The organism is Roseateles sp. GW821-FHT09G09 (assembly GCF_059415965.1).
The window spans coordinates 397697-421587 of sequence record NZ_JBWKOG010000001.1 but is presented as its reverse complement, the minus strand read 5'-3'; the positions used below and the strand labels follow the sequence as shown (position 1 = coordinate 421587).

Here is a 23891-nt window from a genome sequence, read left to right as displayed (position 1 = left end):
CCGGTCCGGCCTGGTCCCGCCCCGCGCGATCAGGCCTGGACGGTTCAGGCCTTGAGGTATTCGGTCTTGTGACCGAGCCAGCGTTCGACCTGCAGCTGCGCCGCGCGCGGCTGCTCGTCGAGCAGCCGGGGCGCCAGCGCCCGCGCCGCGCTCAGCAGCGGCGCATCCTCCTGCAGGTCGGCGAAGCGCAGCAGCTGCGCGCCGCTCTGGCGCGCCCCCATGAATTCCCCCGGCCCGCGGATGTCGAGGTCGCGACGCGCGATCTCGAAACCGTCGGTGGTTTCGGCCATCGCGCGCAGGCGCGACTTGCCGGTGTCCGACAGCGGCCCGGTGTAGATCAGCACGCAGACGCTGGCGACCGACCCCCGTCCCACGCGCCCGCGCAGCTGGTGCAGCTGCGACAGGCCGAAGCGCTCCGCATGCTCGATGACCATCACGCTGGCATTGGGCACGTCGACGCCGACCTCGATGACGGTCGTCGCGACCAGGATGTCCATCTGCCCGCTGCTGAACAGCGACATCACCGCCGCCTTTTCCGCCGCCGGCATGCGCCCGTGCAGCAGCCCGACCCGCTTGCCCGGCAGCGCGGCGCCGAGCTCGGCGTGCGTCTCGGTGGCGTTCTTGAGGTCGAGCGCCTCGGACTCCTCGATCAGCGGGCAGACCCAGTAGACCTGCCGCCCGTCCTCGACGGCGGCGGCGATCTTCTCGATCACGTCGTCGCGCCGGCCGTCCGCGAAGACGCGCGTGACGATGGGGCTGCGTCCCGGCGGCAGCTCGTCGATCGTCGACACGTCCAGGTCGGCGAAGTAGGTCATCGCGAGCGTGCGCGGGATGGGCGTGGCGCTCATCATCAGCAGGTGGGGCTCGAGCGGGCCCGAACCGGGCGCGCCTGGCGCGCCTGCCTCCGCGGCCCCGGCCGCCTCGTCGGCGAGCTTCTTGCGCAGCGCCAGCCGCTGCGCGACGCCGAAGCGGTGCTGCTCGTCGATGATCGCCAGCCCCAGGCGGTGGAAGCGCACCTTCTCCTCGATCACCGCGTGGGTGCCGACGACCAGCGCGGCCTCGCCCGAGGCGGCCGCGTCGAGCATCTTCTGCCGCGCCTTGCCCTTGACGCTGCCGGTGATCCAGGCGACGCGGATCCCCAGCGGTTCCAGCCAGCCGATGAGCTTGCGGAAGTGCTGCTCGGCCAGGATCTCGGTGGGCGCCATCAACGCGCACTGCCAGCCGGCGTCGATGGCCACGGCGGCCGCGAGCGCGGCCACCACCGTCTTGCCGGAGCCGACGTCGCCCTGCAGCAGGCGGTGCATCGGTTGCGGGCGGGCGATGTCGGCGGCGATCTCCTCGGCGACGCGGTGCTGCGCACCGGTCAATGCGAAGGGCAGGGCGGCGAGCAGCCGTTCATGCAGGCCGCCCGCCGCGCCGCGCAGGGGTGGGGCGCGCAGAAGGGCGCGCTCGCGCTGGGCGCGCTGCTGGCTCAGCTGCTGGGCGAGGAGTTCCTCGAACTTGAGCCGCTGCCAGGCCGGATGGGTGTGGTCCTCCAGCGTGGACAGGCCGGCCGACGGCGGCGGATGGTGCAGGAAGTTCAGGGCGTCGCGCAGCGCGGGCAGGCCCTTGGGTACCAGCGCCAGCGGCAGCACCTCGTCCAGCGGCGCTCTGCGCAGCGCGGACGCGACCGCCTTGCGCAGGTAGGCCTGCGGGAGCTGGGCGCTGGTCGGGTAGACCGGCGTCAGCGAGGTCGACAGCGGCGTGTCCGCGTCGACCTTGCGGAAGTTCGGGTGGACCATCTCGCGGCCGAAGAAACCCACGCGGATCTCGCCGCGCACGCGCACGCGGGTGCCGACCGCCATCGTCTTCTGATGGGCGGGATAGAAGTGCAGGAAACGCAGCGTCAGCAGCGCGCCGTCGTCGTCGCGCAGCTTGACCAGCAGCTGCCGGCGGCCGCGGTGCTCGATGCGGCTCTCGACGACCTCGCCTTCACACTGGATCGTGTCGCCGTCGTGGGCGCGGCCCAGCGGCGTCAGCGTGGTTTCGTCCTCGTAGCGCAGCGGGAGGTGCAACGCGAGGTCGATGTCGCGCGCCAGTCCCATCTTCTCCATCGCCTTCTGCGGCGCGGACTTGGGCGGAGCGGCGTCTGCGCCCGCTCCCGCGCGACCCGGCGTCGCGGGCGGCGGCGGTGACGATGGAGCGGTGCTGGCCTGGGTCATGTGGGTGGGATTTTGCCTTGGGGCGATCCCCCGTTCGGGCGAGGGACCGAGGCGTTCAGATCGCGTGAAGTTGATGCAGAATCCGCCCGCTAAAAAAAGCAAACAAATTGAAACATCGGGAGGATTCCTTGAGCATGAACGAACGCATGCGCGCCGGCTGGGCCGGCGTGCTGATCAGTGCCGCGCTGCTGAGCGCCTGCGGCGGCGGCGGTGACGATTCCCCGCCGCCTCCACCCCCGCCGCCGCCGGTGCAGGGCGTGGCGATTCCCGACAATCTGGCGATCGCCGCGTCCGCGACCACCGACGTCACGTCGGCCACCGCCTTCACCAGCAATGCCGCCACCACCGCGGGCCTGAGCTTCGCCTGGACGTTCGGCGACGGCACCACCAGCACGGACGCCAGTCCCAAGCATGACTTCGCCAAGGTCGGCGATTACCAGGTGTCGCTGAAGGTGTCGAACGCCGCCGGGGCCTCCAAGGAGGTCAAGTGGGCGGTGACGGTGTTCAACCGGGCCCACGTGCAGGGCCTGAACTGCAGCGCCGCCGACAACGCCGGCTGGTGCTGGCAGGCGCCGCGACCGACGGGCACGGTGCAGAACGACGTCCGCTTCCTGGACGTCAACAACGGCTGGTCGGTCGGCGATGGCGGAGAGATCCTGCGCACGGTCGACGGCGGGCAGACATGGTCCAAGGTGGCCAGTGGCGTCACCACGCGCCTGAACAGCGTGCGCTTCGCCGATGCGAAGAACGGCTGGATCGTCGGCGACTTCGGCGCGTTGCTGCGCACGACGGACGGCGGTGAGCACTGGACGCTGCAGCCGATCGGCACCGCACAAGCCTACGCGCCCAAGCTCCAGCTGGCCGGTGCCAACACCTTGGCGCTGGTCGACGGTAGCCGTCTGCGCGCGACGAGCGATGGCGGCGCGACCTGGGTCGAGCAGGCCTTCCAAGGCGAGCCCCAGTTGGCGAATGACGGCACGCTGTGGGTGCTCGAGGGTCTGACGCTGCGTCGCTCGACGGATCTCGGCAAGACGGTGACCACCGCGTTGACCCTGGACACGACGGACCGCCAGCCCGTCGTCCAGGCTTGGGGCAGGACGGTCCAGGTGCGCAGCTACACGGAGACCTACGTGCCGGGCTCGGGCACGACCTACGTGCAGCGTTTCCGTCTCAGCACCGACGGCGGCCTGACCTGGGCGAGTTTCGATGCGCAGGGTCTGCCCGTGGGTTACTGGCCCTTCTCGGGCTCGATCCAGATGCTCGACGGACTGGTGGGCGCCCTCACCTACAACGGCACGCTGTACCGCACCCAGGACGGCGGACGCACCTGGGCGGCCTTGCCGGCCCCATCCGGCGCGCCGAGCTTCAGCACCTACTACTCGATGCAGCCGGATGGCAACTGGCTGCGCCAGTACTACGAGAACGGCACCGGCGTCACCGTGTACGACGTGTCGATCGACGGCGGGGCCAACTGGACGCGCCTGAAGGGGCTGACCGATCCGACCTACACCTACCGCCTGACCCGCATCGGCGGCCAGAGCTGGCTGGCGGTGAGCACCTACAACGGCGCCACGCTGCTGAGCAATGACGGGCTGCAGACCTGGAAGCGCGTCGCGGGCCCGGACCCGGATGCGGCCGCCAAGACCCTGACGGCCTTCTGGTTCTTCGACGCCAAGCGCGGCATCGCGTTGACCAACGGCGGCGACCTGATGGAGACCACCAACGGCGGGCTGGACTGGACGGCCAAGCTGACCGGCCTGGCGTCGCCGTCGAGCTCGACGCAGGCGTCCCGCTTCCAGTTCATCGATGCCAAGACCGGCTGGCTGCTGGCCGGCGACGGGCGCGTCTACGTGACCGAAGACGGCGGCGCCAAGTGGCTGACGCCGCTGATGCCGGCCAATCGGGTGGTGAGCGCCTTCCACTTCACCGACGCGGCCAACGGCTTCGCAGTGACGGCGAGCGCCTACTGGGCGTACCCGGCGACGTCGACGGTGCTGTCGACGACGGACGGCGGCAAGACCTGGACCGAACAGGCCAAGCTCGACGTCGCCTACAACGACATCAAGTTCAGCGGCAAGAACGGCGTGATGGTCGGGGAGGGCGGTCGCATCGCGGTGAGCGCCGACGGCGGCAAGACCTGGACCGGCCGTTTCTCCGGCACGTCCTCGGCGCTGCGCCAGCTGGCCTTCAGCGACCCTTCGACGCTGTGGGCCGTCGGCGACAACGGGCTGCTGATGTCCTCGACCGACCTGGGCGTGACCTGGCAGTCGGCCGGCTTCGGCGGCACCGGCCTGTCGCTGCGTGGCATCCGCTTCCTGGATGCGCAGCGGGGCTGGGCGGTCGGCGACGTCGGGACGATCCTGCTGACGACCGACGGCGGCAAGAGCTGGCGCTCGCAGGCGTCCGGCACGCAACGCACGCTGACGCAGGTGCAGTTCCTGGATGCCCGCACCGGCTGGATCTCCGGCAGCAACGGCACCCTGCTGGCCACGGGCACCGGCGGCCAGTAAGCGCAGGCGACGGCATCTGAAAGCCGGCCGGGGTCGCGAGACCCGGCCGGCTTTTTTCATGGACCGCCGTGACCGATTGCCGCTTCCGGGCGAGCGACCGGGCATTTCCCCCCGATCGACAGGGGCGCATCCGACGCGGCTGGCTGCTAGGCTGTGTCCACCTCCCTTGCCCGATCCGCACGTCCATGACCACCCGCCGCGAGAGCCTGCTCTGGCTTGCCGCCGCTGCCCTGCCCGCACGCGCGGCGGACGCGCCGGTGCGCATGGTCGCCACGGAGTTCCCGCCGTATACCGGCAGCACCCTGCCCGGCGGCGGCATCGCCTGCGAGATCACGCGCGCCGCGCTGCACCAGGCGGGCCAGTCGATGACGCTCACCTTCCGGCCCTGGGCCCGGGCGCTGCTCGAGTTCCATCGCGGCGACCACGACGGCGTCATCGGCGCGTGGCGGTCGGCCGAGCGCGAGCGCACGATGCGCTTCCCGCAGGCGCTGGGCATCCTCAACCAGGTCGGATTCATGGCGCGGGCGGACCGCAGGCGCCGCGTCGACGACCTCGCCGCCCTGCGTGACCTGCGCATCGGCGTGGTCAACGGGTACGCGAACCCGCCGCACTTCGACGCGGCGAACCTGCCGGTCGAAGGCGCCGTCGACGACCTCGCCAACCTGCGCAAGCTGCTGGCCGGGCGCGTCGATCTGGCGCTGATCGACAAGGGCGTCGCCGCCCACCTGATGGAGACGCACCTGCGCGAGTCCGCCGGCAAGCTGGCGTGGCTGGAACCCGCGGTGTCGGAGATCCCGCTGTACACCGTGTTCTCGAAGCTCCGGCCCGAGGGCGAGCGCCTGGCCGCCGCGCTGAGCCGCGGCATCGGCGAGCTGCAGGGCAGCGGCCGGCTCGCGATCCTGCTGCAGCAAGGGGCGCGCTGGCAGTAGTGGGAAAATCGCCCGCATGTCCCGAACCTTCTCGGTGAGCGATTTCGATTTCGCTCTGCCCCCCGATCTCATCGCCCAGCATCCCGCCGCGGAACGCAGCGCCTCGCGCCTGCTCGACGGCCGGTCCGATCCCCCCGTCGACCGCGTGTTCCGCGAACTGCCCGACCTGCTGAACCCGGGCGATCTGCTGGTGTTCAACGACACCAAGGTCATCAAGGCCCGGCTGTACGGCGCCAAGGCCAGCGGCGGCGCCGTCGAGGCGCTGGTCGAGCGCGTGCTGCCCGGCACCCGCGAGGTCTGGGCCCACATGCGCGCCAGCAAGAGCCCGAAGGCGGGCGCCGTGGTGCGCTTCGCCGACGCCTTCGACGCCGAGGTCCTCGGCCGCTGCGGGCCGGACGACGGGCTCTTCCACCTGCGGCTGTCCGGCGACCCGTTCGAATTGCTCGAGCAGCACGGCCATGTGCCGCTGCCGCCCTACATCGAGCACGGCGACTCGGCCGACGACGTGCGGCGCTACCAAACCGTGTTCGCGCGGGAGCCCGGCGCGGTCGCCGCGCCGACCGCGGCGCTGCACTTCGACGAGGCGCTGCTGGCGCGTCTGGCGGCACGCGGCGTCGGCACGGCGCATGTCACGCTGCACGTCGGCGCCGGCACCTTCCAGCCGGTGCGCGTCGAGTCGCTGGCCGAGCACAAGATGCACAGCGAGTGGTTCCAGGTCACGCCGGAGACCGTCGACGCGATCGCGCGCTGCCGCGCCGCGGGCGGCAAGGTGACCGCCGTCGGCACGACGACGCTGCGCGCGCTGGAATCGGCGGCGCTGGTCGGCGGACTGAAGGCCGGCGCGCGCGAGACCGACATCTTCATCACGCCGGGCTTCGACTTCCAGGTCGTCGACCGGCTGGTGACCAACTTCCACCTGCCCAAGAGCACGCTGATGATGCTGGTGTCGGCCTTCGCCGGCTACGAGCCGATCATGGCGCTCTACCGCCACGCGATCGCGCAGCGCTACCGCTTCTTCAGCTACGGCGACGCCATGCTGCTGGAGCGCGCGGGAGCGATCCGGTGACTGACGACTCGCCCGCCGCGCGTGCGCTGCGTTACGACCGCGATCACGCGCGGGCGCTGCGGGCGCTGGCCTACCGGATGCTGGGATCGCGCGCCGAGGCCGAGGACATCGTCCAGGAGGCCTGGCTGCGCTGGGCCGATGTCGACGAGTCGACCGTGCGCCACGCCGGCGCCTTCCTGTCCCGGCTGGTGACCAACCTCTGCCTGGACCGGCTGCAGTCGGCGGCGATGCGGCGCGAGCAGTACGTCGGCGTGTGGCTGCCCGAGCCGCTGATCGACGAGGCCGGCGACTGGTCGCCGGACCCGGAGACCCAGGCGGAGTTCGCGCAGGACGTGTCGGTGGCGTTCATGCTGACGCTGGAGCGGTTGTCCCCGCTGGAGCGCGCCGCCTTCCTGCTGCACGAGGTGTTCGAGCTGGACTTCGAGGAGATCGGGCGCCGGTTGGACCGCAGCGCGGCGGCCTGCCGCCAGTTGGCGAGCCGCGCGCGGCAGCACGTCAAGGCGGACTACGCGCGTCACGAGGTCGAGGACGAGGAGCGCCAGCGCCTGTTCCAGGCTTTCGTGGGGGCGTTGCAGTCCTTCGACGTCGAAGGACTGGCCCAGCTGCTGACCGATGACGCGATCCTGCTCGCGGACGGCGGCGGCAAGGTCTCGGCGGTGCCGCGGAAGCTCGAGGGCGGGGCCCTGGTGGCGCGGACCTTCGTGGGTTTCGTGAAGATGCCCGCCGCCCGGGACTGGCGCATCCGCCCCGCGCGCGTCAACGGGCTGCCGGGCTACATCGTCTACGACGCGGCCGGCGAGCCGGTCCAGACCGTCGCACTGCGCCCTGCGCCGGAACCGGGCCGGATCAGCGCGATCTATGTCCAGCGCAATCCCGACAAGCTCGGGCACCTCCCCAGGATCGCGCCGGCTGCGTCGCCGGCGCCGGTCCCACCGGGCATGTCCGCCCCGCGCGAAGACGGTGCGACATGATCCCGTGATGGGCGCGATGCGCCCTTCTGAGGCGAAAGCGCGCTGTTCTGGCGCGACATGACCGCTCGGGCAACACCCGACCCCTCTTTCGGACTGTGGTGTCCCCCCGTGCCCACGGGGGGGCGTACATCCCTAGCTTTAGGGACAATCGGGCCGACAAGATCTACCACCGCCCGGGATTCACATGACGCTGTTTGCTCGCACCTCGATCGCCGCCGCCGCTGCGCTGTTCAGCGGTCTGGCCGCCGCCGCTTCCATCGGGGGCCTGGTGAATACCGGCGCCGGACAGTCGACCGGCAGCACCGACACCAACTACAAGTACACGGCGACCGGCGACGCGGCCGGCCTGTCGGGCTTCGGCGTCGTGAGCAACGGCAACGCGGACCCGTTCCCGAGCTGGCTGCCCAACACCGCGTCCTCGGCGTGGCTGATCCCGGGTGCCGACCAGAACACCAATTACAGCCCGAACGGCAACTCGACCTTCACCTGGACGCTGAGCTTCGACCTGACCGGTTTCGACGCCAGCAGCGCCGCGTTCACCGGCCACTGGGCGGCGGACAACAACGGCGTGCTGCTGCTCAACGGCGTGGCGATCTCGACGATCTCCGGCCAGCGCGGTTATGCGGACTGGACCTCGTTCTCGGCGTCGAGCGGCTTCCTCGCCGGCGTGAACACGCTGCAGTTCGTCGTGACCGACACGGTCGACCAGACCTACAACTTCACCGGCCTGCGCGCGGAGTTCCTGAGCTCCAACGTCAACGCCGCAGTCGCACCGGCCGTGCCGGAACCGCACACCTACGCGCTGATGCTGGCCGGCCTGGGCGCGCTCGGCTTCCTGGCGCGCCGCCGTCGCGGCTGAGGCTGACGGGCCTCGCGCCCAGCCCCGCCTCGCTTCGACGCAAAGAAAAAGCCGCTGAGTGATCAGCGGCTTTTTGCTTTGCCGGGATCGAATGACCCCGGGCGACGGATCACCGCTGGTCGCAATCAGCCGCGTAGTAGATCGGGCGCTTCTTCCTGCCGGTGTCGTCGCCTTCGACCGGTACGAAACGGGCGTACAGCATCAGCACCTTGTCGATCGCGAAGTCGGGCCCGGCGTCGGCGCGCCAATCGACGGGTCCGACGGCCGTCATCGGCTTCCCGGTCATCAGCATCGCCATCGCTTCGGTGCTGCTGGCCTTGAAACGGACAGGCTGCCCGGTGTCGTCGAGCATCTGGCGGGTGTCGCCGATCAGGTTCGCATCGGCAAAGAAGCGGCCCCCGTTCTTCCCGGCAAAGAAGCAGGCATTGCCTTTCGGCGTCACGGTCGCAGCCACCGTGACCTCATCGCTCGACGGTTCCAGCCTCGTCCAGGATGGGGGTGCCTCGACGGAGGCGTCTCCCAGATGGAAACGAAGGTGCTTTCCGAACTCCAGCCCGAAAAATGCCTTCGAAAGTGCCTGCTGCTGATGAATCACCGGGTTGCCGAGCAGCGCCTCCGTGCGCAGGGTCAGCGACCGCCCTTCAGGCACCTTGACGCGCAGGAGCATGGCGGGCTCGATGACGTTGACCCATCCTTTGGCCTTGATCTGCGTCCAGTCACCCGTCGCTTGTTGCTTGCCGAAGTCCTCGTCGATCTTGGGCGTCGCGCACCAGTGATCGGGCTGACCATAACCGTCATTGCCCTTCATGCGGCGGTGATGGGCGCCGCACACCAGCGGATGCACATCGCCGGCCGGCGGCTGCGATTGCCCCGGGGTGACCGGCGTGCAAGTCTTGCCATCCGTCGAGTGGCACATGGCGTCGCCGGCCGGTGTTTCGGACAGCCAGTGCCTGGCGCCGAGCACGGAATAGTCCTGCCACTTCGCGAACAGCGTGGCATAGGCAGAGCGGCACCAATGCAGGTCGCCGTCCTCCTCGCCGGCCCGCTCGTCGTTGTAGCCGTTGACTTGCCACACCGAGCGCATGTGAGCCGTGCCGCAGACGAGCGGTCGCAACTGGCGCTCGTCGAAGGTTTTCGGATCGGCCACCTCACCGCTCCAGTAGCAGTTCGTGCCGTCGGGACTGAGGCAGCTCAGGTTGTGGTTGTCGTCTGCTTCGAGCCGTACCCAACCGCCGTGCCACTTCTTCCATTCGCCAGGGGAGGCCGTTGACTCGGAAGGGGCTGCGGGAGGTGCTGCGGCGGTGGCGTCGGACAAGACGCCGGCAAGCAGAAGCAGGGCGGACAGGGCGATCGGACGCATGAGAGCTCTCACGAAACAGGGGAGCCCGATCAGTGTCGCGAGGCGCCGCCGACACCCCATGAAAAAAGCCGCCGATGACGGCGGCTTTCACAGGGAACCGCGGCTTACTCGTCCCCGCCGGTCAGCAGCGGGATCGAGCCTTCCGAATGCTTGCCCAGCAGGCCGCTGCGGCTGTAGACGCCGAGCTTGTCGCGCGTGTCGGCGATGTCCAGGTTGCGCATCGTCAGCTGGCCGATGCGGTCGGCCGGCGTGAAGGGCGCGTCCTCGACCTTCTCCATCGACAGGCGCTCCGGCGCGTAGGTCAGGTTGGGGCTGACGGTGTCGAGGATCGTGTAGTCGTTGCCGCGGCGCAGCTCCAGCGTCACCTCGCCGGTGATCGCGCGGGCGACCCAGCGCTGGGCGGTCTCGCGCAGCATCAGGCACTGCGGGTCGAACCAGCGGCCCTGGTACAGCAGGCGGCCGAGCTTCATGCCGTTCATGCGGTACTGCTCGATGGTGTCCTCGTTGTGGATGCCGGTCACCAGGCGCTCGTAGGCGATGTGCAGCAGCGCCATCCCGGGGGCCTCGTAGATGCCGCGGGACTTGGCCTCGATGATGCGGTTCTCGATCTGGTCGCACATGCCCAGGCCGTGGCGGCCGCCGACGCGGTTCGCTTCCATGAACAGCTCGACCAGGTCGGGGAAGGTCCGGCCGTTGATCGCGACCGGGACGCCTTCCTCGAAGCGCACCGACACCGTCTCCGCCTGGATGACGACGTCTTCCTTCCAGAAGGCCACGCCCATGATCGGGTTGACGATGTTCATGCCCTGGTTCAGGAACTCCAGGTCCTTGGCCTCGTGGGTGGCGCCCAGCATGTTGGAGTCGGTCGAGTAGGCCTTCTCCACGCTCATCTTGTAGTCGAAGCCGTTGGCGATGAGGTATTCGCTCATTTCCTTGCGGCCGCCGAGCTCGTCGATGAAGGTCTGGTCCAGCCAGGGCTTGTAGATCTTCAGCGCCGGGTTGGCCAGCAGGCCGTAGCGGTAGAAGCGCTCGATGTCGTTGCCCTTGAAGGTCGAGCCGTCGCCCCAGATGTTGACGCCGTCATCGCGCATCGCCACGACCAGGGCGGTGCCGGTCACGGCGCGGCCCAGCGGGGTGGTGTTGAAGTAGGTGGCGCCGCCGCTCTTGATGTGGAAGGCGCCGCACTGCAGGGCGGCGATGCCTTCGGCGACCAGCTGCGCGCGGCAGTCGACCAGGCGGGCGATCTCGGCGCCGTAGGCCTTGGCCTTGCGGGGGATCTCGTCGTAGTCGCTCTCGTCGGGCTGGCCGAGGTTGGCGGTGTAGGCGCAGGGGACGGCGCCCTTGCCGCGCATCCAGTGCACCGCGGCGCTGGTATCCAGGCCGCCCGAGAAGGCGATGCCGACGCGCTCGCCGGCGGGAATCTTTTGGAGGATGGTTGCGGCCACGGGCAGTCTCGCGCGGTAGTGGGGAAAACAGCCGGCGATTCTAGGCTGCGGAGGCCGGCGAGGCTTCGCGGATGGGCGATGGAGGAGTGGAACCGGGAGGGACACCTCGACAGAGCGAGTTGGAAATAAGAGCCTCTTTAAGGGTGCTTAAGCCGTATTATCGGGACATAAGCATCTATAAAAGGACGCTTCATGATTGACTTCAGATTGGCATCGGCGACCCAGATCCAGGCGGAGCTCGGCGAGCGGCTGCGTCTGCAGAGGATGTCGAGGTCGTGGACCCAGCGGGACTTGGCGCTGCGCGCCGGTGTGGCGCTGAACGCCGTGAGGAATCTTGAAGCGGGTGGCAACGTCACCGTGGCCTCGCTCGTGAAGGTGCTGCAGGTGCTGGCGCTCATCGTCGAACTGGAAGACGCTTTCCAGCCGAAGGCCGCGCTGTCCATCGCCGATCTCGAACGGCTAGAGACACCGCCGCGCCAACGCGTGAGGTCGGGGAAGACATGAACAAGGTCGAGATCGTCTTCCAGGGCTGGGGCCAGTCGTGGACCCTGGGCACCTTGGCGTTGCGCGCACGGACGACCTTGTTCGAGTACTCCGCGGAGGCCATCGCGCGCGGCATCGAGTTCTCACCGCTGCGGGTGCCCCTGCAGGTACAGACCTACTCGGACTTTCCGCGCCACCTCGGCGGTGTTCCCGGATTCATTGCCGACGCGCTGCCCGATGGCTGGGGCTTGCTGCTGATGGACCGGGTCTTCCGGAAATCCGGACGCGAACCGGCGAGCCTGAGCACCTTGGATCGACTGAGTTTCATCGCCGACCGGGCCATGGGGGCACTCTCGTTCAAACCGGCCAGCGACGTGGAGATCACGCAGGAAGACCTGACGCTGCTGCAGTTGGCCCAGGCGGCGCATGACGTGGTGGAGGACCGCGACTCCGAGGCGCTCAAGACCTTGGCCGTGGTGGGCGGCTCTCCGCAGGGGGCGCGGCCCAAGGCGCTGGTCCAGTTCGATCCGCAATCACGCCGTGTGAGCACCGACCCCCAGGCGCCGGGCGCCCCGTGGCTGGTGAAGTTTCCCGCGCAGGACGAGCACGTCGAGGTGTGCGGTATCGAAGTCGCTTATGCGCGACTCGCTCAGGCGGCAGACATCGACATGCCGCCGATCCATCTGTTCAAGATCGCGCCGAAGCTGGCCGCCTTCGGCGTGGAGCGTTTCGATCGCAGCGATGGCATGCGAGTGCCCGTGCAGTCCTTCGCCTCTCTGCTTCATGCCGACTTCCGCCTGCCCTCGGCGGACTATCAGCAGCTGCTGCAGGCGACGAAGTTCGTGACCGCCAGCCATCCGGAGGTGCTCAAGGCCTTCCAACGTTGCGTGTTCAACGTCGTCTTCAACAACCGCGACGATCACACGAAGAATTTCGCTCTGAGGATGAACCGACGGATGGAATGGTCGCTCGCGCCCGCCTTCGATCTGACTTTCAATGCGGGGCCGGGCGGCTACCACCAGACCTCGGTGATGGGAGAAGCGCAGAGCCCGGGGCGCGAGCATCTGTTGCACCTGGCGCAGGCTTGCGACATCCCGAACCAACATGCGAAGGCCGTCATCGATGGGATGTGCGAAACCGCGCGCGGACTGGTCGAGGCGTTGGACGCAGAGGGCGTCCGACGGGCAACCAGGTCGGCCATTGCCGCCGTCGTCGCTGCCAATGTGCGACGTTGCGGCGCGACCCCTTAGTCTTCGGGGGACTTCAGCCAGCCGATCCGCCCTTGCCCGGCTTCGTTGAGCAGGGCGATGAACGCGTCGGCGGCGCTCTCCGGCAAGCGCAGCGTGACGTCGACCAGCGCCCCGTGCGCCACGTCCACCAGCAGCGCGCCGGCCTTCTCGGCCTCGCGGCGCAACAGGCCTTCCTGCGCATAGGGCAGGGTGCAGCGCAGCGTGCGCAGCCGGATCACCGGCACCTTGTCGGCCTTCAGCAGCGCCTGCGCGACGGCGTCCGTGTAGGCGCGCACGAGGCCGCCCGCGCCCAGCTTCACGCCGCCGAAGTAGCGCACCACCGTCGCCAGCACGCCTTCCAGGTCCTGATGGCGCAGCACCTCCAGCATCGGCCGCCCGGCGGTGCCGCCGGGCTCGCCATCGTCGTTGGCGGCGGACTGCCCGCCCGCCATCAGCGCCCAGCAGACATGGGCGGCGCCGGGATGCTCGGCGCGCAGCGCCTCGACCCGCGCGAGCGCCGCCGCGCGATCGGGCACCGACTCGACGCAGCCGATGAAGCGGCTCTTCTTGATGATCAGTTCGGCGTGGACCGGCGCGGCGAGGCTGTGGGGCATGGCCGCGATTGTCGCGGCCCGGCGGGGCACGCCGCCGGCCGTGGGTGCCCGTCGCTAGGGCGTCTCGGACACGTCGCCGAGATGGCGGTGCTTGAAGCCGTCGATGGTGCCGTCCTTCAGCATCTCCTCGACGGCATGCCGCATGAGGTCGCGATCGACCTGCGGGATGCGCTCGCGGGACAGCGCCAGCGCGCCGATGCTGCGCTCGTTCGGCGCGAAGGACAGCGCGGTGAAGGCCGCGAACACCGGATCGGCGCGCCGCGCGCTGGCCAGGCTGTGCGCGCCCAGCACGACGGCGTCGCCGCGGCCGGCCTTGAAGATGCGGATCGCGGTGGGCTGATCGGGCGCCTCGTCGACGCGGCCCTGGATGCGCAGGGACGTGAGCCAGGACTCCACCGTCGGCGTGAAGACATAACCGCGCACGACGATGACGCGACGCGCCCTGTCGGCGAGGAAGGCCGCGGGCGTCGACAAGCGGGCCGCCAGCGCCGGACGCATCACGACGAATTGCTTGGACTCGATGTACGGGATGAACTCGACGAGCAGTTCGCGCTCCTTGGTCATCAGCGCGGAGACCGTCATGTCCATCTGGCCGGAGGCGATCTGCGCCCAGATGCGCACGCGCGACTCGGTGACAGCCTTGAGCTTGCAACCGCTGCGGCGGGCCACCTCGTCGACGACGTCCTTGTCGATCCCGGTCCATCGGCCCTGGGCGTCGCGGTAGTAGAGCCCGCTGTACTCGTAGAGGCCGACCGTGTACGGCCCGCAGGCGAGCGCGGGCGCCGACGCGATCACGCAGGCGGCCGTCGCGACGAAGGCGGCGATCCAGGACCTCAAGATGCTTCTCCGCGGGAGTCTGCGCTCCCGATTGCGCGACGAGTCTACGCCGGAGCCCGAAGGCGCCGGCCTGCCTCGACCCCCAGCGAACGCGGGGCCCGATAATCGCGCCCATGCTGAAGTTCGAACTGCTCAAGACCGAAGGCCGCGCCCGTCGCGGCGTGATGACGCTCAACCATGGCGTCGTGCAGACGCCCATCTTCATGCCGGTGGGCACCTACGGCACCGTCAAGGGGGTGATGCCCCGCTCGCTCGAGGAGATGGGCGCGCAGATCATCCTGGGCAACACCTTCCACCTGTGGATGCGACCGGGCCTGGACATCATGAAGCAGTTCGGCGGCCTGCACCGCTTCGAGAGCTGGAACAAGCCGATCCTGACGGACTCGGGCGGCTTCCAGGTCTGGTCGCTGGGCGAGATGCGCAAGATCAGCGAGGAGGGCGTCAAGTTCGCGTCGCCGGTCAACGGCGACAAGCTGTTCCTGACGCCGGAGATCTCGATGCAGATCCAGACGGTGCTCAACAGCGACATCGTCATGCAATTCGACGAATGCACGCCCTACGAGTCCAAGGGCCAGCTGACGACCGAGAAGGAAGCGCGGCTGTCGATGGAGATGAGCCTGCGCTGGGCCAAGCGCTGCCAGGACGAGTTCCGCAAGCTGCAGAACCCGAACGCGCTGTTCGGCATCGTGCAGGGCGGGATGTTCGAGCACCTGCGCGACGTGTCGCTGGCCGGGCTCAAGGACCTGGACCTGCCGGGCTACGCGATCGGCGGGCTGTCCGTGGGGGAGCCCAAGGCGGACATGCTGCGCATCCTCGATCACATCGCGCATCAGCTGCCGGCGGACAAGCCGCGCTACCTGATGGGCGTGGGCACGCCGGAAGACCTGGTCGAAGGCGTGCGGCAGGGCGTGGACATGTTCGACTGCGTCATGCCCACGCGCAACGCGCGCAACGGCCACATGTTCACCCGCTTCGGCGACCTGCGGCTGCGCAATGCGCGCTACAAGTCCGACGAGAAGCCGGTGGACGACACCTGCACCTGCTACTGCTGCCAGAACTTCAGCCGCGCCTACCTGCATCACCTCGACCGCTGCGGCGAGATGCTCGGCCCCATGCTGACGAGCGTGCACAACCTGCACTACTACCTCAACCTGATGAAGGAAGTCCGGGAGTCGCTGGACGCCGGCGCCTTCGAGGGCTTCCGGCAGCGCTTCGCGGCGGATCGGGCGCGCGGGGTCTGACTTCAGAAGGCGCTAAGTCAGGGCGTGCAAAGATGGCGTGATGCTGAAGTTGCTCTTCGCGCCGATCCGATGGCTGATCCGCGTGGTCCTGGCCATCGTCATCCTCTTCGAGGAATGGGGCTGGGAGCCGCTGCAGCGCGTGATGGCGGCCATCGGCCGCCTGCCGGTACTGCGCCAGCTGGAAGCCGTCGTGAGGCGTCTTCCGCCGTATCTGGCGCTGCTGGTGTTCTTCCTGCCGGGCCTGCTGCTGCTGCCGATCAAGCTGCTGGCGCTCTGGCTCATCGGCATCGGCCGGCCGGGCCTGGGGCTCAGCGTCATCGTGCTGGCGAAGGTCGTCGGCACGGCCGTGGTCGCGCGGATCTTCGCGTTGACGCAGCCCGCGCTGATGAGCCTGCCCTGGTTCGCGCGGCTCTACGGCCGCTGGACCGCGTGGAAGGAAAGCCTGCTGGTCTGGGTGCGAGCGAGCGCGGTGTGGCGGTCGGCAAGGGCGATCAAGTTGAGGATCAAACGGCTGATGCGGCGAGGACATCGCAACGCCTAACCCCAAAGCCCCGCAAAGTGACTTTGGTGGGTAGGGTGGGAGATATCGGCTTCCTAGACTCCAGTCGCCCTCACTTGATCCCTTCATCCGCCGTGGCCACTTCCGCTCCAACTCGCGTGTTCACCGAGCATCTCGGTGCCGTCCTCAATCCGTCGCAGCTCGTCGGCAAGGCGCCATTGAATCGGCCTGGCTCTTCGTCCACACCGTGCGTGGAGCTGGTCAAGCAGAACACGGACGCGCCTATGACGCAGCCGAACAACTGGAAGCGTGGGATGGATCTGACCGGGCGCCTCGTCGCGGGCCTTGCTGTTGGAACCCCCATCGCCACGGGCTGGACGGCCGGGGGCTACTATCCCAACAACTCGACTGGGCAGCATGCTGGCCTCTTCAACGGCGCCGTCCGGGACAAGTCGGGCGAGGTCATCGGCTTCAGCATCATTGAGCAGTACAACGGCATCGTTGCGATCACCGAGCGGACCGTGTACTTCGAGCCTGCAAAGCACGGCAAGCGTGCCAGCTACCTGAACAATGGTCTCGACTACGCGACCATCCAGTGGTGAACCTAATGCGAATCCGTTCGTCGATCTTTCACTGCGCTGCCGGCGCGCTGCTGCTCGCCGCTGCCGGCAACTCGATGGCCGCGCCTGAGCCATTCAGCTGTCCAGTGCAGATTCCGTTGACAAGTCAGTCGCTCGCGTCCGCACCCGCGGGCTGGTCTGCGACGACTGCAGGCAGTGAGCGCACCCAGCATGACCTGACCAACTTCGCCGTCAACGGCGGCCCGGTCGGCTCGCCCAACGGCGAGATATACGACAAGGAAGAAGAGCGCAAGGACGGTAAGGGAGGCGCGACGCGCACGCAGAGCTGGAACCTGCAAGGCATGTCCGGCGGCTTCGCTGTCTGCAGCTACTTCCGAACGCGCGTTGAGTTGGCGCGGTCGCTCGACGGCTACTCCAGCTGCGAGGTGGTCTACAAGCGTTCGAAGAACAGCGACTTCAAGATGGCGTCGGCGAGCTGCCGTTGAATTGTTTCGATGAATTTGGGCGCATGAAGCCCGCGAAGTCGAGACCAGCATTTGCAGCCGTTGTCGCCATCGCGAGGTCGCCAGTCGCATCGCCGACCCCCCAACTGCATTGCTAGTCGGTTTTCCCGGCTCCACTAGGGGGAAAACAGTACTGTGCAGCTGATGCCGTTTGCGCAGACTTCTCATCTACACGGGGGGGCGCAGATGAGAAAAGTAGTCGGTTGCGCGCTGTTCACGCCCGCGCTGGGTGAGCAGCTGCAGGTCCGTTTCGTTGCGGTCTGCGAGGTCGTGAGCCGCTGGCTCGATGGCAAAGGCACCTGGGAGTCGGCGGATCTTCTTCGACTGATTGATGGCCGTCCTGCGGAGTACACGAAGGCCGAGTGGTCCGGCGACGATGGAAGTATCGTCATCGATCATTTGCTAGTTGAGCCCTCGAACAACGCCAAGGTGCGCACGCAGGTTTCATTGGCTCGGTGCGGTGATCGGATCGTCGTGTACATCGAGTTGCAGGCCGCTGGCGATGAGTATCGCCTCGCCCCCATACACGTCGATATCCGAAGTCCCAACATCGTCAAGACGTTGATCTCCGAATACGACGACTGGTGTCTTGGAGAAGTACCGCTGACCGCGCGGCCTGTGCCGTTTGAGGGCGACGAAGGTGGCCGCAGCCTGCAAGAGGTGCTTTGGCATAGCGAAAGAAATCTCCCCGTCGTGGCGATCACGTCGTTCGAAGGTCACTATCTGACGGATGACTTCCCGCAGAAGGTTGCCCATGATTTGGCCGGCGTGGCACTCGTCGCTACCCTGGACGTGGCGGCAGGTGTATCGCTGACGCGCCGCATAAGTCAGGAATGGTTGTGTTTTAACGGCGCTGTTCGTTTGTATTGGCCTGGGTTGAATGCCAACAGCAGAGCTCAGGCGAATCCGCTTTGGACGCGGTCATCGCTTTTGGCACGGGATAGCGATCCTCAAGTTGCTGCGGCACGCATTCGCCGCCAGTTGCGCCGCATGCTCCTCGGCATGTCCGCATTCGCTATTCCGGAGCCTAGAGAGATCACAGCAATCAGGCGGCAGCATGCCAATCGGGTCGCTGCTGAGCAGCGCCATGCGCTTGTCACGGACCAGGATTGGCAACAGCTGGCCACCCAATATTCGGAGGACAACTACCGGCTGCTGGCACAGCAACAAGCTGACCAGGACAGAATTCGAGAACTGCAAGATGTTGTCGGACAGTTGCAGTTGTCCATGCGATGGACAGACCAGGCTGAGCACGAGGTGGCGCCGGACGAGGACATTCAACCAACGACGGTCGCTGAAGCAGTTCAGATGGCCAAGAGTCGTTATCCGGATCTTCTGATTTTTGGAAACGATGTGGCTGGAGGCGTGGCTGGCGTCGCAACGGACGCTGGACCTCCAGAAAAAGTCCTGCGTTACCTTGGAACGCTGGCTGAGTTGGCGCAGGCGAAACGGGCCGGGCCGCTCGGCACCACCTCAGTGGATTGGCTCAATGATCGTGGTGCGATCGCATCGACGGAATCGGAGACCATCAGGAACTCGGCTGGCGACCGTCGCGATCGGACATGGGATGCTGGCGGAGACAGCCGGTTATTTGACCTGCACCTCAAGCCCGCCGAAGCCACTCATCCTGATCGGTGCGTGCGCATCTATTTCGATTACCGCGAGGACGAGCGCCGTGTAGTGGTGGGTTGGGTGGGGCGTCACCCATGAGCCTGTACAGAAGAATCGGGTAGCCTGCTCCCGAACGAAGAAGGCCTCCTTTCGGAGGCCTTCCTGCTTGGTACCGGATCAGATCAGTTCACGCCTTCACCGGCTGCGCCGCCGCCGTTTCCTTCGGACCGAGCAGCTCGGCCACCCGCTCCCTCAACAACTCCGGCGTCACGTCCTTCGCCGCGATCGGCGCCGACGCGACCAGCCCCACGCGGCTGAACAGCCCGCGCCGGAACGGCCGCACCATTGCCTGCCCCTGCTCGACGCGCGAGAAGAACGAGCCCCACAGGTTCTGCAGCGCCATCGGCACCACCGGCACGTCGGGGCGTCCCTCCAGCAGCTTCATCACGCCGCCCTTGAAGGCCTGCAGCGAGCCGTCGCGCGTCAGGCCGCCTTCCGGGAAGATGCCCACCAGCTCGCCGTCGTCCAACACCGCCTGCGCCGCCGCGAAGGCCGCATCGTAGGTCGCCGCGTCTTCCTTTTGCGGCGCGATCGGGATCGCCTTGGCCAGCTTGAACATCCAGCCCAGCACCGGCACCCGGAAGATGCGGTGGTCCATCAGGAAACGGATCGGCCGCGGGCTCGCCGCCATCAGCAGCACCGCGTCGACGAAGCTGACGTGGTTGCACACCAGCACCGCCGCGCCCTGCGTCGGGATGTGCTGGTCGCCGCTGACGCGGAAGCGGTAGACCACCCGCGACAGCACGAAGGCGAAGAAGCGCAGCAGGTACTCGGGCACGACCAGGAAGATGTAGAACGCCACCACCGCGTTGGCGATGCCGACCACCAGGAACAGCTGCGGGATCGTCAGACCCGCGCCCAGCAGCGCGCCGGCCAGGAGGGAGCTGGCGATCATGAACAGCGCGTTGAGGATGTTGTTCGCCGCGATGATCCGCGCGCGGTGCGAGGGCTGCGCGCGCATCTGGATCAGCGCGTACATCGGCACGCTGTACAGGCCGGCGAAGAGCGCCAGCAGGCCCAGGTCGGCCAGCACGCGCCAGTGCGCATGATCGGCGAGGAAGGCGCCCACGCTCAGCGGCGCCGACGGCGGCAGCCCGCGCGAGGCGAAGTAGAGGTCGATCGCGAAGACGCTCATGCCGATCGCGCCCAGCGGCACCAGGCCGATCTCGACCTGCCGGCGCGACAGCACCTCGCACAGCAGCGAGCCGATGCCGATGCCGACCGAGAAGACCATCAGCAGCAGCGACGCGACCTGCTCATTGCCGTGCAGCACTTCCTTCGCGAAGGACGGGAAGTTGGCCAGGAACACCGCGCCGAAGAACCACATCCACGAGATGCCCAGCAACGAGCGGAACACCGCCAGCTGGCTATGCGCCAGCTTCAGGTTGCGCCAGGTCTCGCTGACCGGGTTCCAGTTGATGACGAGGTCCGGCACCGTCGACGGGCTGGCGGGAATCGCCTGCGCCGTCGCACGACCCAGCAGCGCCACCACCACGCAGGCGATCGCCACGTGCTGCGGTCCGACGATCGGCGTCGCCACCAGCAGGCCGCCCGCCAGATTGCCCAGCAGGATGGAGACGAAGGTCCCCATCTCCACCATGCCGTTGCCGCCGGTGATCTCGTGATCGCTCAGATGCTGCGGCAGATAGGCGTATTTCACCGGCCCGAACAGCGTCGAGTGCAGCCCCATCAGGAACACGCAGCCCAGCAGCACCGGCACGTCGACCGCGTAGAAGCCGTAGGCGGCCAGCGCCATGATGAAGATCTCGAGCGACTTCACGAAGCGCATCAGCCGCGCCTTGTCGTACTTGTCGGCGAGCTGGCCGCTGGTGGCCGAGAACAGCACGAAGGGCAGGATGAACAACGCCCCGATCGCCAGTCCCGCCTGCGTCGGCGGCAGCCAGCTCACGTTGAGCTGGTAGGTCACCAGCACGGTGAAGGCGAATTTGAACAGGTTGTCGTTGCCCGCGCCGAGGAACTGCGTCCAGAAGAAGGGCGCGAACCGGCGCTGGCTCAGCAACGCGAACTGGCTGGTGTGGGAAGAGTCGCTCATGGGAGGGCTCGCTGTGGGAGTGCGGGAAAGGCGTGGATCGGTGTCCGACGGTCGGGCGTTCGGAGACTGGCGCGGGATCGGGGCGACGCCTTCACGGGGCGGCCTTGACGCTCTGCGGCGCCTGGCCGTAGCCGCTGCGGGTCAGCCAGTTGAAGACGGTATCGGCGGTGGTGGTCTCGATGTGGCCGGCGAAGCGCTTCGCGGACGGATGATCGTCGAAGGCCACGTTGGCCATGCCGATGCGCGCGCCCAGGCGCTTCGCGGTCGACAGGCGCAGGTCCGACGGCTCGTAGCCCTGGCGCTTGAGCCAGTCCTGCGCCTGCGCCCGGTTGAGCACCTCGCGCGGCGCCGCGGCCGCGGCGAGCGTCTCCAGCGCCCATTGGTTGCTCTGCTGGTACTGCCGCGACCACGGGTAGGCGACCATGTTGTAGTCCGGCGTGTGCAAGGCCGCCGAGCGGGCGTTCTCTTTCAGCACCGGCAGCAGCGCCTGCTGCAGTTCGGGCTTGAGGACCGAGAACGCCGCCTCGTAGCGGACCGGACTGTCCATGAAGAATTCGCCCAGGCCCTGGCGATACAGGTCGGCCAGCGCCGTGCCGCACTGGTTGAGCTTGTGCATCACGCGCCAGACCGGCTTGGCGTCGGCGCCGCTGCCCATCGTGTCGCGGTAGACGAAGCCGACGTGCGACCAGCGCAGCCCGTACTCGCTGAGGTCCTGGCCCGCGCGCGCCAGCAGCACCACGTCGGCGCCGCTTCGGTCCAGCGCGGCGGCGGTCGCCTGCGCGAGGTCCATGCCGCGGCGGATCTGGTCGAGCGTGGGCTTGGCGTTCTCGCACGGGCGGCCGGCCTGCGCCGGACCCGCCGCGAGCAGGGCGGCCAGCACGGCCGTCGCCAGCATCGTCTTCATGGCGTGTCCGCCGCTCATCGCGTGACGCGGTCCTTGTCGGTGACGCGCTCGTTGTGGAGCAGCGAGGCGCCGATCTCGTTCGGGATGAAGGCGATGGCCTCGGCCGCCGCGGAGATCACGTAGCCCGTGCTGATCGCCGTGATGACGACGGCGGTGCCGACCGAGTTCGCGGCACCGGAGACGACCTTGCCGGAGAACTCGACGCTGAGGCGCACGCCGTCGGAGGCGCGCTGCAGCACCCAGACCGTACCGCGGGCGGTGCTCTCGACCGCGACGACGACGAAGGCCGCGCCGCCGGCCAGCACCGCGGAGGGCGCGACGACCGAGATGGCGACCGGGATGGCGGACAGCGCCGCGCTGGCGTCGCTGGGGCCGGCCTGGGCCCGGGCCGCGCCGGTCGTACCGAAGGCGAGGGCGGCGGCGGTCAGCAGGGTGAGCAGGGATGAACGGGGACGCATGAGCAGGTTCCTTGCGGTCGAGATCGAGGGCGGTTGCCAGGGTTCGTCGCCCCAGTGAGTGGTTCCGGTGGCGATGGTGCGACTGTCGCCGCGGGCGTCGGGTTCCCGGTGCCGATTTGCGGCGAGTATCACCCGCCGCCTGTCCCGGTATCGATCGGTGCTACCGCTCGGTCCGGACCGGAGCTGCGGGAACGGTCCCGGTTGGGGGACTCTCTCAAGTCGGCCTCATGCGGAAGTGGCGGGCGGTCTCGAAGACCGCCGTGCCCAGCGTGTCGCCTTGCCACCGGGCGAGCCGCTTGAGGGCGAGATCAAACAACAGCGGGTGGTGGTCGCGCAATGCCCCCAAAGGGGCGACGTGGGCCTCGTCCAGCACGCCGGCCCGGGCGAGCTGGGGCAGCCGCACCAGCGGCAGCACGCCCGGCAGCGGGTAGTCGGAGCCATGCAGCAGCCGGTCGTGCCAGTCCTTGCGCTGCAGCACGGTCCGCCAGACCTCGGGTCGGCGGTTGAACTGGAACATCGCGGAGACGTCGCCCAGCAGCAGGCCTTGCCAGGCCGGCTCGTCCATCAGGCGGGCAAAGAGTTCGAAGGCCGGGACCGAGCGCGGGCGGGGGAGGTCCAGGTCCATCGCATGGCCGAGCGAGGCGCAGTGCGCCGCGATCACGCGCACGCCGTGGCGCAGCGGTTCGCGCAGCAGCAGCGGGTTGCCGAGGTCCTGGCGGTCCGCGCCGGGGACGGCATGCTCTTCCCCGCAATGGACGATGAGCGGGAGACGAGCGGCGGCAAGGCGGTCGTAGAACGGTCGCAACCGAGCGTCGCGCAGGTCGATGGCCATGCTGCTCGGCAACCACTTCATCGCCAGCGCGCCGCCGGCGATCGCGCGGTCGAGGCGCTCGAGCGCGTCCTCGCGGTTCGGATGGATGCTGGCGACCCAGCCGAAGCGGTCGGGACGTTCGGCGGCGACGGCGCGGGCGTAGGCGTCGGGGACGTGGAAGGTGGTCCAGTCGGGACGACGTCGACCGTGCGCGTCGACGGCCTCGTCGAACGCGAAGAGCAGCCAGCGTGCGCCCGCCGGGAAAGCATCGGCCAGCGCGGTGAGACGGCGGACGTAGGCGCGGTCGATGTCCCCCGCGGCGACGGAGCGCGGATCGACGCAGGCACCGTTGAGGATCGCGTGCTTGCGGGCGAACTCGACCGGATGCCACCACTGCGACAGCGACGGTGCGATCCAGCAGCCCGACCCCGAGTCGCCGGTGCCGATCAGGTGGGCATGGACGTCCCAGAGCTGGGCGGGGTCGATGCCGTCCCAGATGCGTGCCAGCCATTGCGGATCGACGCCGGGGATCGGCAGCGACGCATGGCCGCAGGGATTGCGCAACGGCCCCGCGGCATCGGCCGCGAGCGCGCTGAAGAGGCCCGCCGCCGCGGCGGCGCCGCAGCACAGGAGATGACGTCGGCTGAGCATGACGGCGCCCGTGGA

At 68.4% G+C, this 23891-nt stretch carries 21 protein-coding genes; 12 read left to right on the top strand and 9 right to left on the bottom strand.

The features are described 5' to 3' along the window. Window positions 1-44: 44 nt before the first annotated feature. Window positions 45-2201: an ATP-dependent DNA helicase RecG gene (gene recG, locus AC07O8_RS01855; RefSeq protein ID WP_495046424.1), complete on the bottom strand. Its 2157-nt coding sequence runs from the start codon at window positions 2199-2201 to the stop codon at window positions 45-47. Window positions 2202-2335: 134 nt separating this feature from the next. Here recG and AC07O8_RS01850 point away from each other — a divergent pair, with 134 nt between their 5' ends. The 5 genes from AC07O8_RS01850 to AC07O8_RS01830 all read left to right on the top strand — a co-directional run bounded on the left by AC07O8_RS01850 (window position 2336) and on the right by AC07O8_RS01830 (window position 8536). Further along, window positions 2336-4711 (top strand): YCF48-related protein, encoded by a 2376-nt coding sequence (locus tag AC07O8_RS01850; protein ID WP_495046423.1) that lies wholly within the window; start codon window positions 2336-2338, stop codon window positions 4709-4711. Between the two features lie 185 nt (window positions 4712-4896). Further along, entirely contained in the window at window positions 4897-5640 is a 744-nt protein-coding gene (locus AC07O8_RS01845; RefSeq protein WP_495046422.1) for a substrate-binding periplasmic protein, read from the top strand. 16 nt (window positions 5641-5656) lie between these two features. After that, the gene (gene queA / locus AC07O8_RS01840) at window positions 5657-6706 is read left to right on the top strand and encodes a tRNA preQ1(34) S-adenosylmethionine ribosyltransferase-isomerase QueA (RefSeq protein WP_495046421.1); all 1050 of its coding nucleotides are present in this window, start codon (window positions 5657-5659) and stop codon (window positions 6704-6706) included. After that, a complete protein-coding gene (sigJ, locus tag AC07O8_RS01835) occupies window positions 6703-7677 on the top strand; it encodes an RNA polymerase sigma factor SigJ (RefSeq protein WP_495046420.1) in 975 nt (324 codons plus the stop codon). The genes queA and sigJ overlap by 4 nt, the downstream gene beginning before the upstream one ends. A 184-nt stretch (window positions 7678-7861) precedes the next feature. Continuing rightward, window positions 7862-8536: a PEP-CTERM sorting domain-containing protein gene (locus AC07O8_RS01830; RefSeq protein WP_495046419.1), complete on the top strand. Its 675-nt coding sequence runs from the start codon at window positions 7862-7864 to the stop codon at window positions 8534-8536. Between the two features lie 109 nt (window positions 8537-8645). Here AC07O8_RS01830 and AC07O8_RS01825 read toward each other — a convergent pair whose 3' ends face one another. Together AC07O8_RS01825 and argG are read right to left on the bottom strand one after the other, a co-directional pair. Further along, complete coding sequence (locus AC07O8_RS01825; protein WP_495046418.1) at window positions 8646-9896, bottom strand: hypothetical protein; 1251 nt, start codon at window positions 9894-9896, stop codon at window positions 8646-8648. Window positions 9897-10000: 104 nt separating this feature from the next. After that, entirely contained in the window at window positions 10001-11341 is a 1341-nt protein-coding gene (argG, locus tag AC07O8_RS01820; RefSeq protein WP_495046417.1) for an argininosuccinate synthase, read from the bottom strand. Window positions 11342-11533: 192 nt separating this feature from the next. Between argG and AC07O8_RS01815 the strand changes: the two genes are divergently transcribed. Both AC07O8_RS01815 and AC07O8_RS01810 read left to right on the top strand, forming a co-directional pair. After that, complete coding sequence (locus tag AC07O8_RS01815; RefSeq protein WP_495046416.1) at window positions 11534-11845, top strand: helix-turn-helix domain-containing protein; 312 nt, start codon at window positions 11534-11536, stop codon at window positions 11843-11845. Further along, window positions 11842-13074, top strand: coding sequence for a type II toxin-antitoxin system HipA family toxin (locus AC07O8_RS01810; protein ID WP_495046415.1), 1233 nt, complete (start codon window positions 11842-11844; stop codon window positions 13072-13074). Before AC07O8_RS01815 ends, AC07O8_RS01810 begins: the two co-directional genes overlap by 4 nt. Here AC07O8_RS01810 and AC07O8_RS01805 read toward each other — a convergent pair. Then, window positions 13071-13667, bottom strand: a complete 597-nt coding sequence (locus AC07O8_RS01805) for an IMPACT family protein (protein WP_495046414.1) — start codon at window positions 13665-13667, stop codon at window positions 13071-13073. The genes AC07O8_RS01810 and AC07O8_RS01805 overlap by 4 nt on opposite strands. 54 nt (window positions 13668-13721) lie before the next feature. Further along, on the bottom strand, window positions 13722-14504 hold the full coding sequence (locus AC07O8_RS01800) for a substrate-binding periplasmic protein (protein ID WP_495046413.1): 783 nt from the start codon (window positions 14502-14504) through the stop codon (window positions 13722-13724). A 113-nt stretch (window positions 14505-14617) separates the two neighbouring features. Between AC07O8_RS01800 and tgt the strand changes: the two genes are divergently transcribed. The 5 genes from tgt to AC07O8_RS01775 all read left to right on the top strand — a co-directional run bounded on the left by tgt (window position 14618) and on the right by AC07O8_RS01775 (window position 19038). Then, a complete protein-coding gene (gene tgt / locus AC07O8_RS01795) occupies window positions 14618-15745 on the top strand; it encodes a tRNA guanosine(34) transglycosylase Tgt (RefSeq protein WP_495046412.1) in 1128 nt (375 codons plus the stop codon). Between the two features lie 40 nt (window positions 15746-15785). After that, entirely contained in the window at window positions 15786-16286 is a 501-nt protein-coding gene (locus AC07O8_RS01790) for a hypothetical protein (protein ID WP_495046411.1), read from the top strand. A gap of 116 nt (window positions 16287-16402) precedes the next feature. Then, window positions 16403-16846: a BPSL0067 family protein gene (locus tag AC07O8_RS01785; RefSeq protein ID WP_297530140.1), complete on the top strand. Its 444-nt coding sequence runs from the start codon at window positions 16403-16405 to the stop codon at window positions 16844-16846. Window positions 16847-16851: 5 nt separating this feature from the next. Then, window positions 16852-17310: an STY0301 family protein gene (locus AC07O8_RS01780; protein ID WP_495046410.1), complete on the top strand. Its 459-nt coding sequence runs from the start codon at window positions 16852-16854 to the stop codon at window positions 17308-17310. Between the two features lie 204 nt (window positions 17311-17514). Then, on the top strand, window positions 17515-19038 hold the full coding sequence (locus AC07O8_RS01775; RefSeq protein WP_495046409.1) for a hypothetical protein: 1524 nt from the start codon (window positions 17515-17517) through the stop codon (window positions 19036-19038). An 88-nt stretch (window positions 19039-19126) separates the two neighbouring features. Here AC07O8_RS01775 and AC07O8_RS01770 read toward each other — a convergent pair whose 3' ends face one another. From AC07O8_RS01770 to AC07O8_RS01755, 4 genes are all read right to left on the bottom strand, one after another. Then, window positions 19127-21052 carry an MFS transporter gene (locus AC07O8_RS01770; protein WP_495046408.1) on the bottom strand — a complete coding sequence of 642 codons (1926 nt, stop codon included), beginning with the start codon at window positions 21050-21052 and terminating at the stop codon, window positions 19127-19129. A 91-nt stretch (window positions 21053-21143) separates the two neighbouring features. Further along, on the bottom strand, window positions 21144-21956 hold the full coding sequence (locus AC07O8_RS01765; RefSeq protein ID WP_495046407.1) for a DUF2145 domain-containing protein: 813 nt from the start codon (window positions 21954-21956) through the stop codon (window positions 21144-21146). Window positions 21957-21970: 14 nt separating this feature from the next. Further along, window positions 21971-22414 (bottom strand): hypothetical protein, encoded by a 444-nt coding sequence (locus tag AC07O8_RS01760; protein WP_495046406.1) that lies wholly within the window; start codon window positions 22412-22414, stop codon window positions 21971-21973. A gap of 214 nt (window positions 22415-22628) precedes the next feature. Further along, window positions 22629-23876 (bottom strand): amidohydrolase family protein, encoded by a 1248-nt coding sequence (locus tag AC07O8_RS01755; RefSeq protein WP_495046405.1) that lies wholly within the window; start codon window positions 23874-23876, stop codon window positions 22629-22631. Window positions 23877-23891: the final 15 nt, after the last annotated feature.

What these genes read in the sequence shown, in the direction of transcription:
- AC07O8_RS01825 (WP_495046418.1), bottom strand. Translation starts at nt 9,896, where the DNA reads ATGCGTCCGATCGCCCTGTCCGCCCTGCTTCTGCTTGCCGGCGTCTTG.
- recG (WP_495046424.1), bottom strand. Translation starts at nt 2,201, where the DNA reads ATGACCCAGGCCAGCACCGCTCCATCGTCACCGCCGCCGCCCGCGACG.
- AC07O8_RS01805 (WP_495046414.1), bottom strand. Translation starts at nt 13,667, where the DNA reads ATGCCCCACAGCCTCGCCGCGCCGGTCCACGCCGAACTGATCATCAAG.
- AC07O8_RS01775 (WP_495046409.1), top strand. Translation starts at nt 17,515, where the DNA reads ATGAGAAAAGTAGTCGGTTGCGCGCTGTTCACGCCCGCGCTGGGTGAG.
- AC07O8_RS01815 (WP_495046416.1), top strand. Translation starts at nt 11,534, where the DNA reads ATGATTGACTTCAGATTGGCATCGGCGACCCAGATCCAGGCGGAGCTC.
- AC07O8_RS01830 (WP_495046419.1), top strand. Translation starts at nt 7,862, where the DNA reads ATGACGCTGTTTGCTCGCACCTCGATCGCCGCCGCCGCTGCGCTGTTC.
- AC07O8_RS01780 (WP_495046410.1), top strand. Translation starts at nt 16,852, where the DNA reads ATGCGAATCCGTTCGTCGATCTTTCACTGCGCTGCCGGCGCGCTGCTG.
- AC07O8_RS01765 (WP_495046407.1), bottom strand. Translation starts at nt 21,956, where the DNA reads ATGAAGACGATGCTGGCGACGGCCGTGCTGGCCGCCCTGCTCGCGGCG.
- AC07O8_RS01850 (WP_495046423.1), top strand. Translation starts at nt 2,336, where the DNA reads ATGAACGAACGCATGCGCGCCGGCTGGGCCGGCGTGCTGATCAGTGCC.
- AC07O8_RS01760 (WP_495046406.1), bottom strand. Translation starts at nt 22,414, where the DNA reads ATGCGTCCCCGTTCATCCCTGCTCACCCTGCTGACCGCCGCCGCCCTC.
- AC07O8_RS01790 (WP_495046411.1), top strand. Translation starts at nt 15,786, where the DNA reads ATGCTGAAGTTGCTCTTCGCGCCGATCCGATGGCTGATCCGCGTGGTC.
- AC07O8_RS01755 (WP_495046405.1), bottom strand. Translation starts at nt 23,876, where the DNA reads ATGCTCAGCCGACGTCATCTCCTGTGCTGCGGCGCCGCCGCGGCGGCG.
- AC07O8_RS01770 (WP_495046408.1), bottom strand. Translation starts at nt 21,052, where the DNA reads ATGAGCGACTCTTCCCACACCAGCCAGTTCGCGTTGCTGAGCCAGCGC.
- tgt (WP_495046412.1), top strand. Translation starts at nt 14,618, where the DNA reads ATGCTGAAGTTCGAACTGCTCAAGACCGAAGGCCGCGCCCGTCGCGGC.
- AC07O8_RS01810 (WP_495046415.1), top strand. Translation starts at nt 11,842, where the DNA reads ATGAACAAGGTCGAGATCGTCTTCCAGGGCTGGGGCCAGTCGTGGACC.
- AC07O8_RS01845 (WP_495046422.1), top strand. Translation starts at nt 4,897, where the DNA reads ATGACCACCCGCCGCGAGAGCCTGCTCTGGCTTGCCGCCGCTGCCCTG.
- queA (WP_495046421.1), top strand. Translation starts at nt 5,657, where the DNA reads ATGTCCCGAACCTTCTCGGTGAGCGATTTCGATTTCGCTCTGCCCCCC.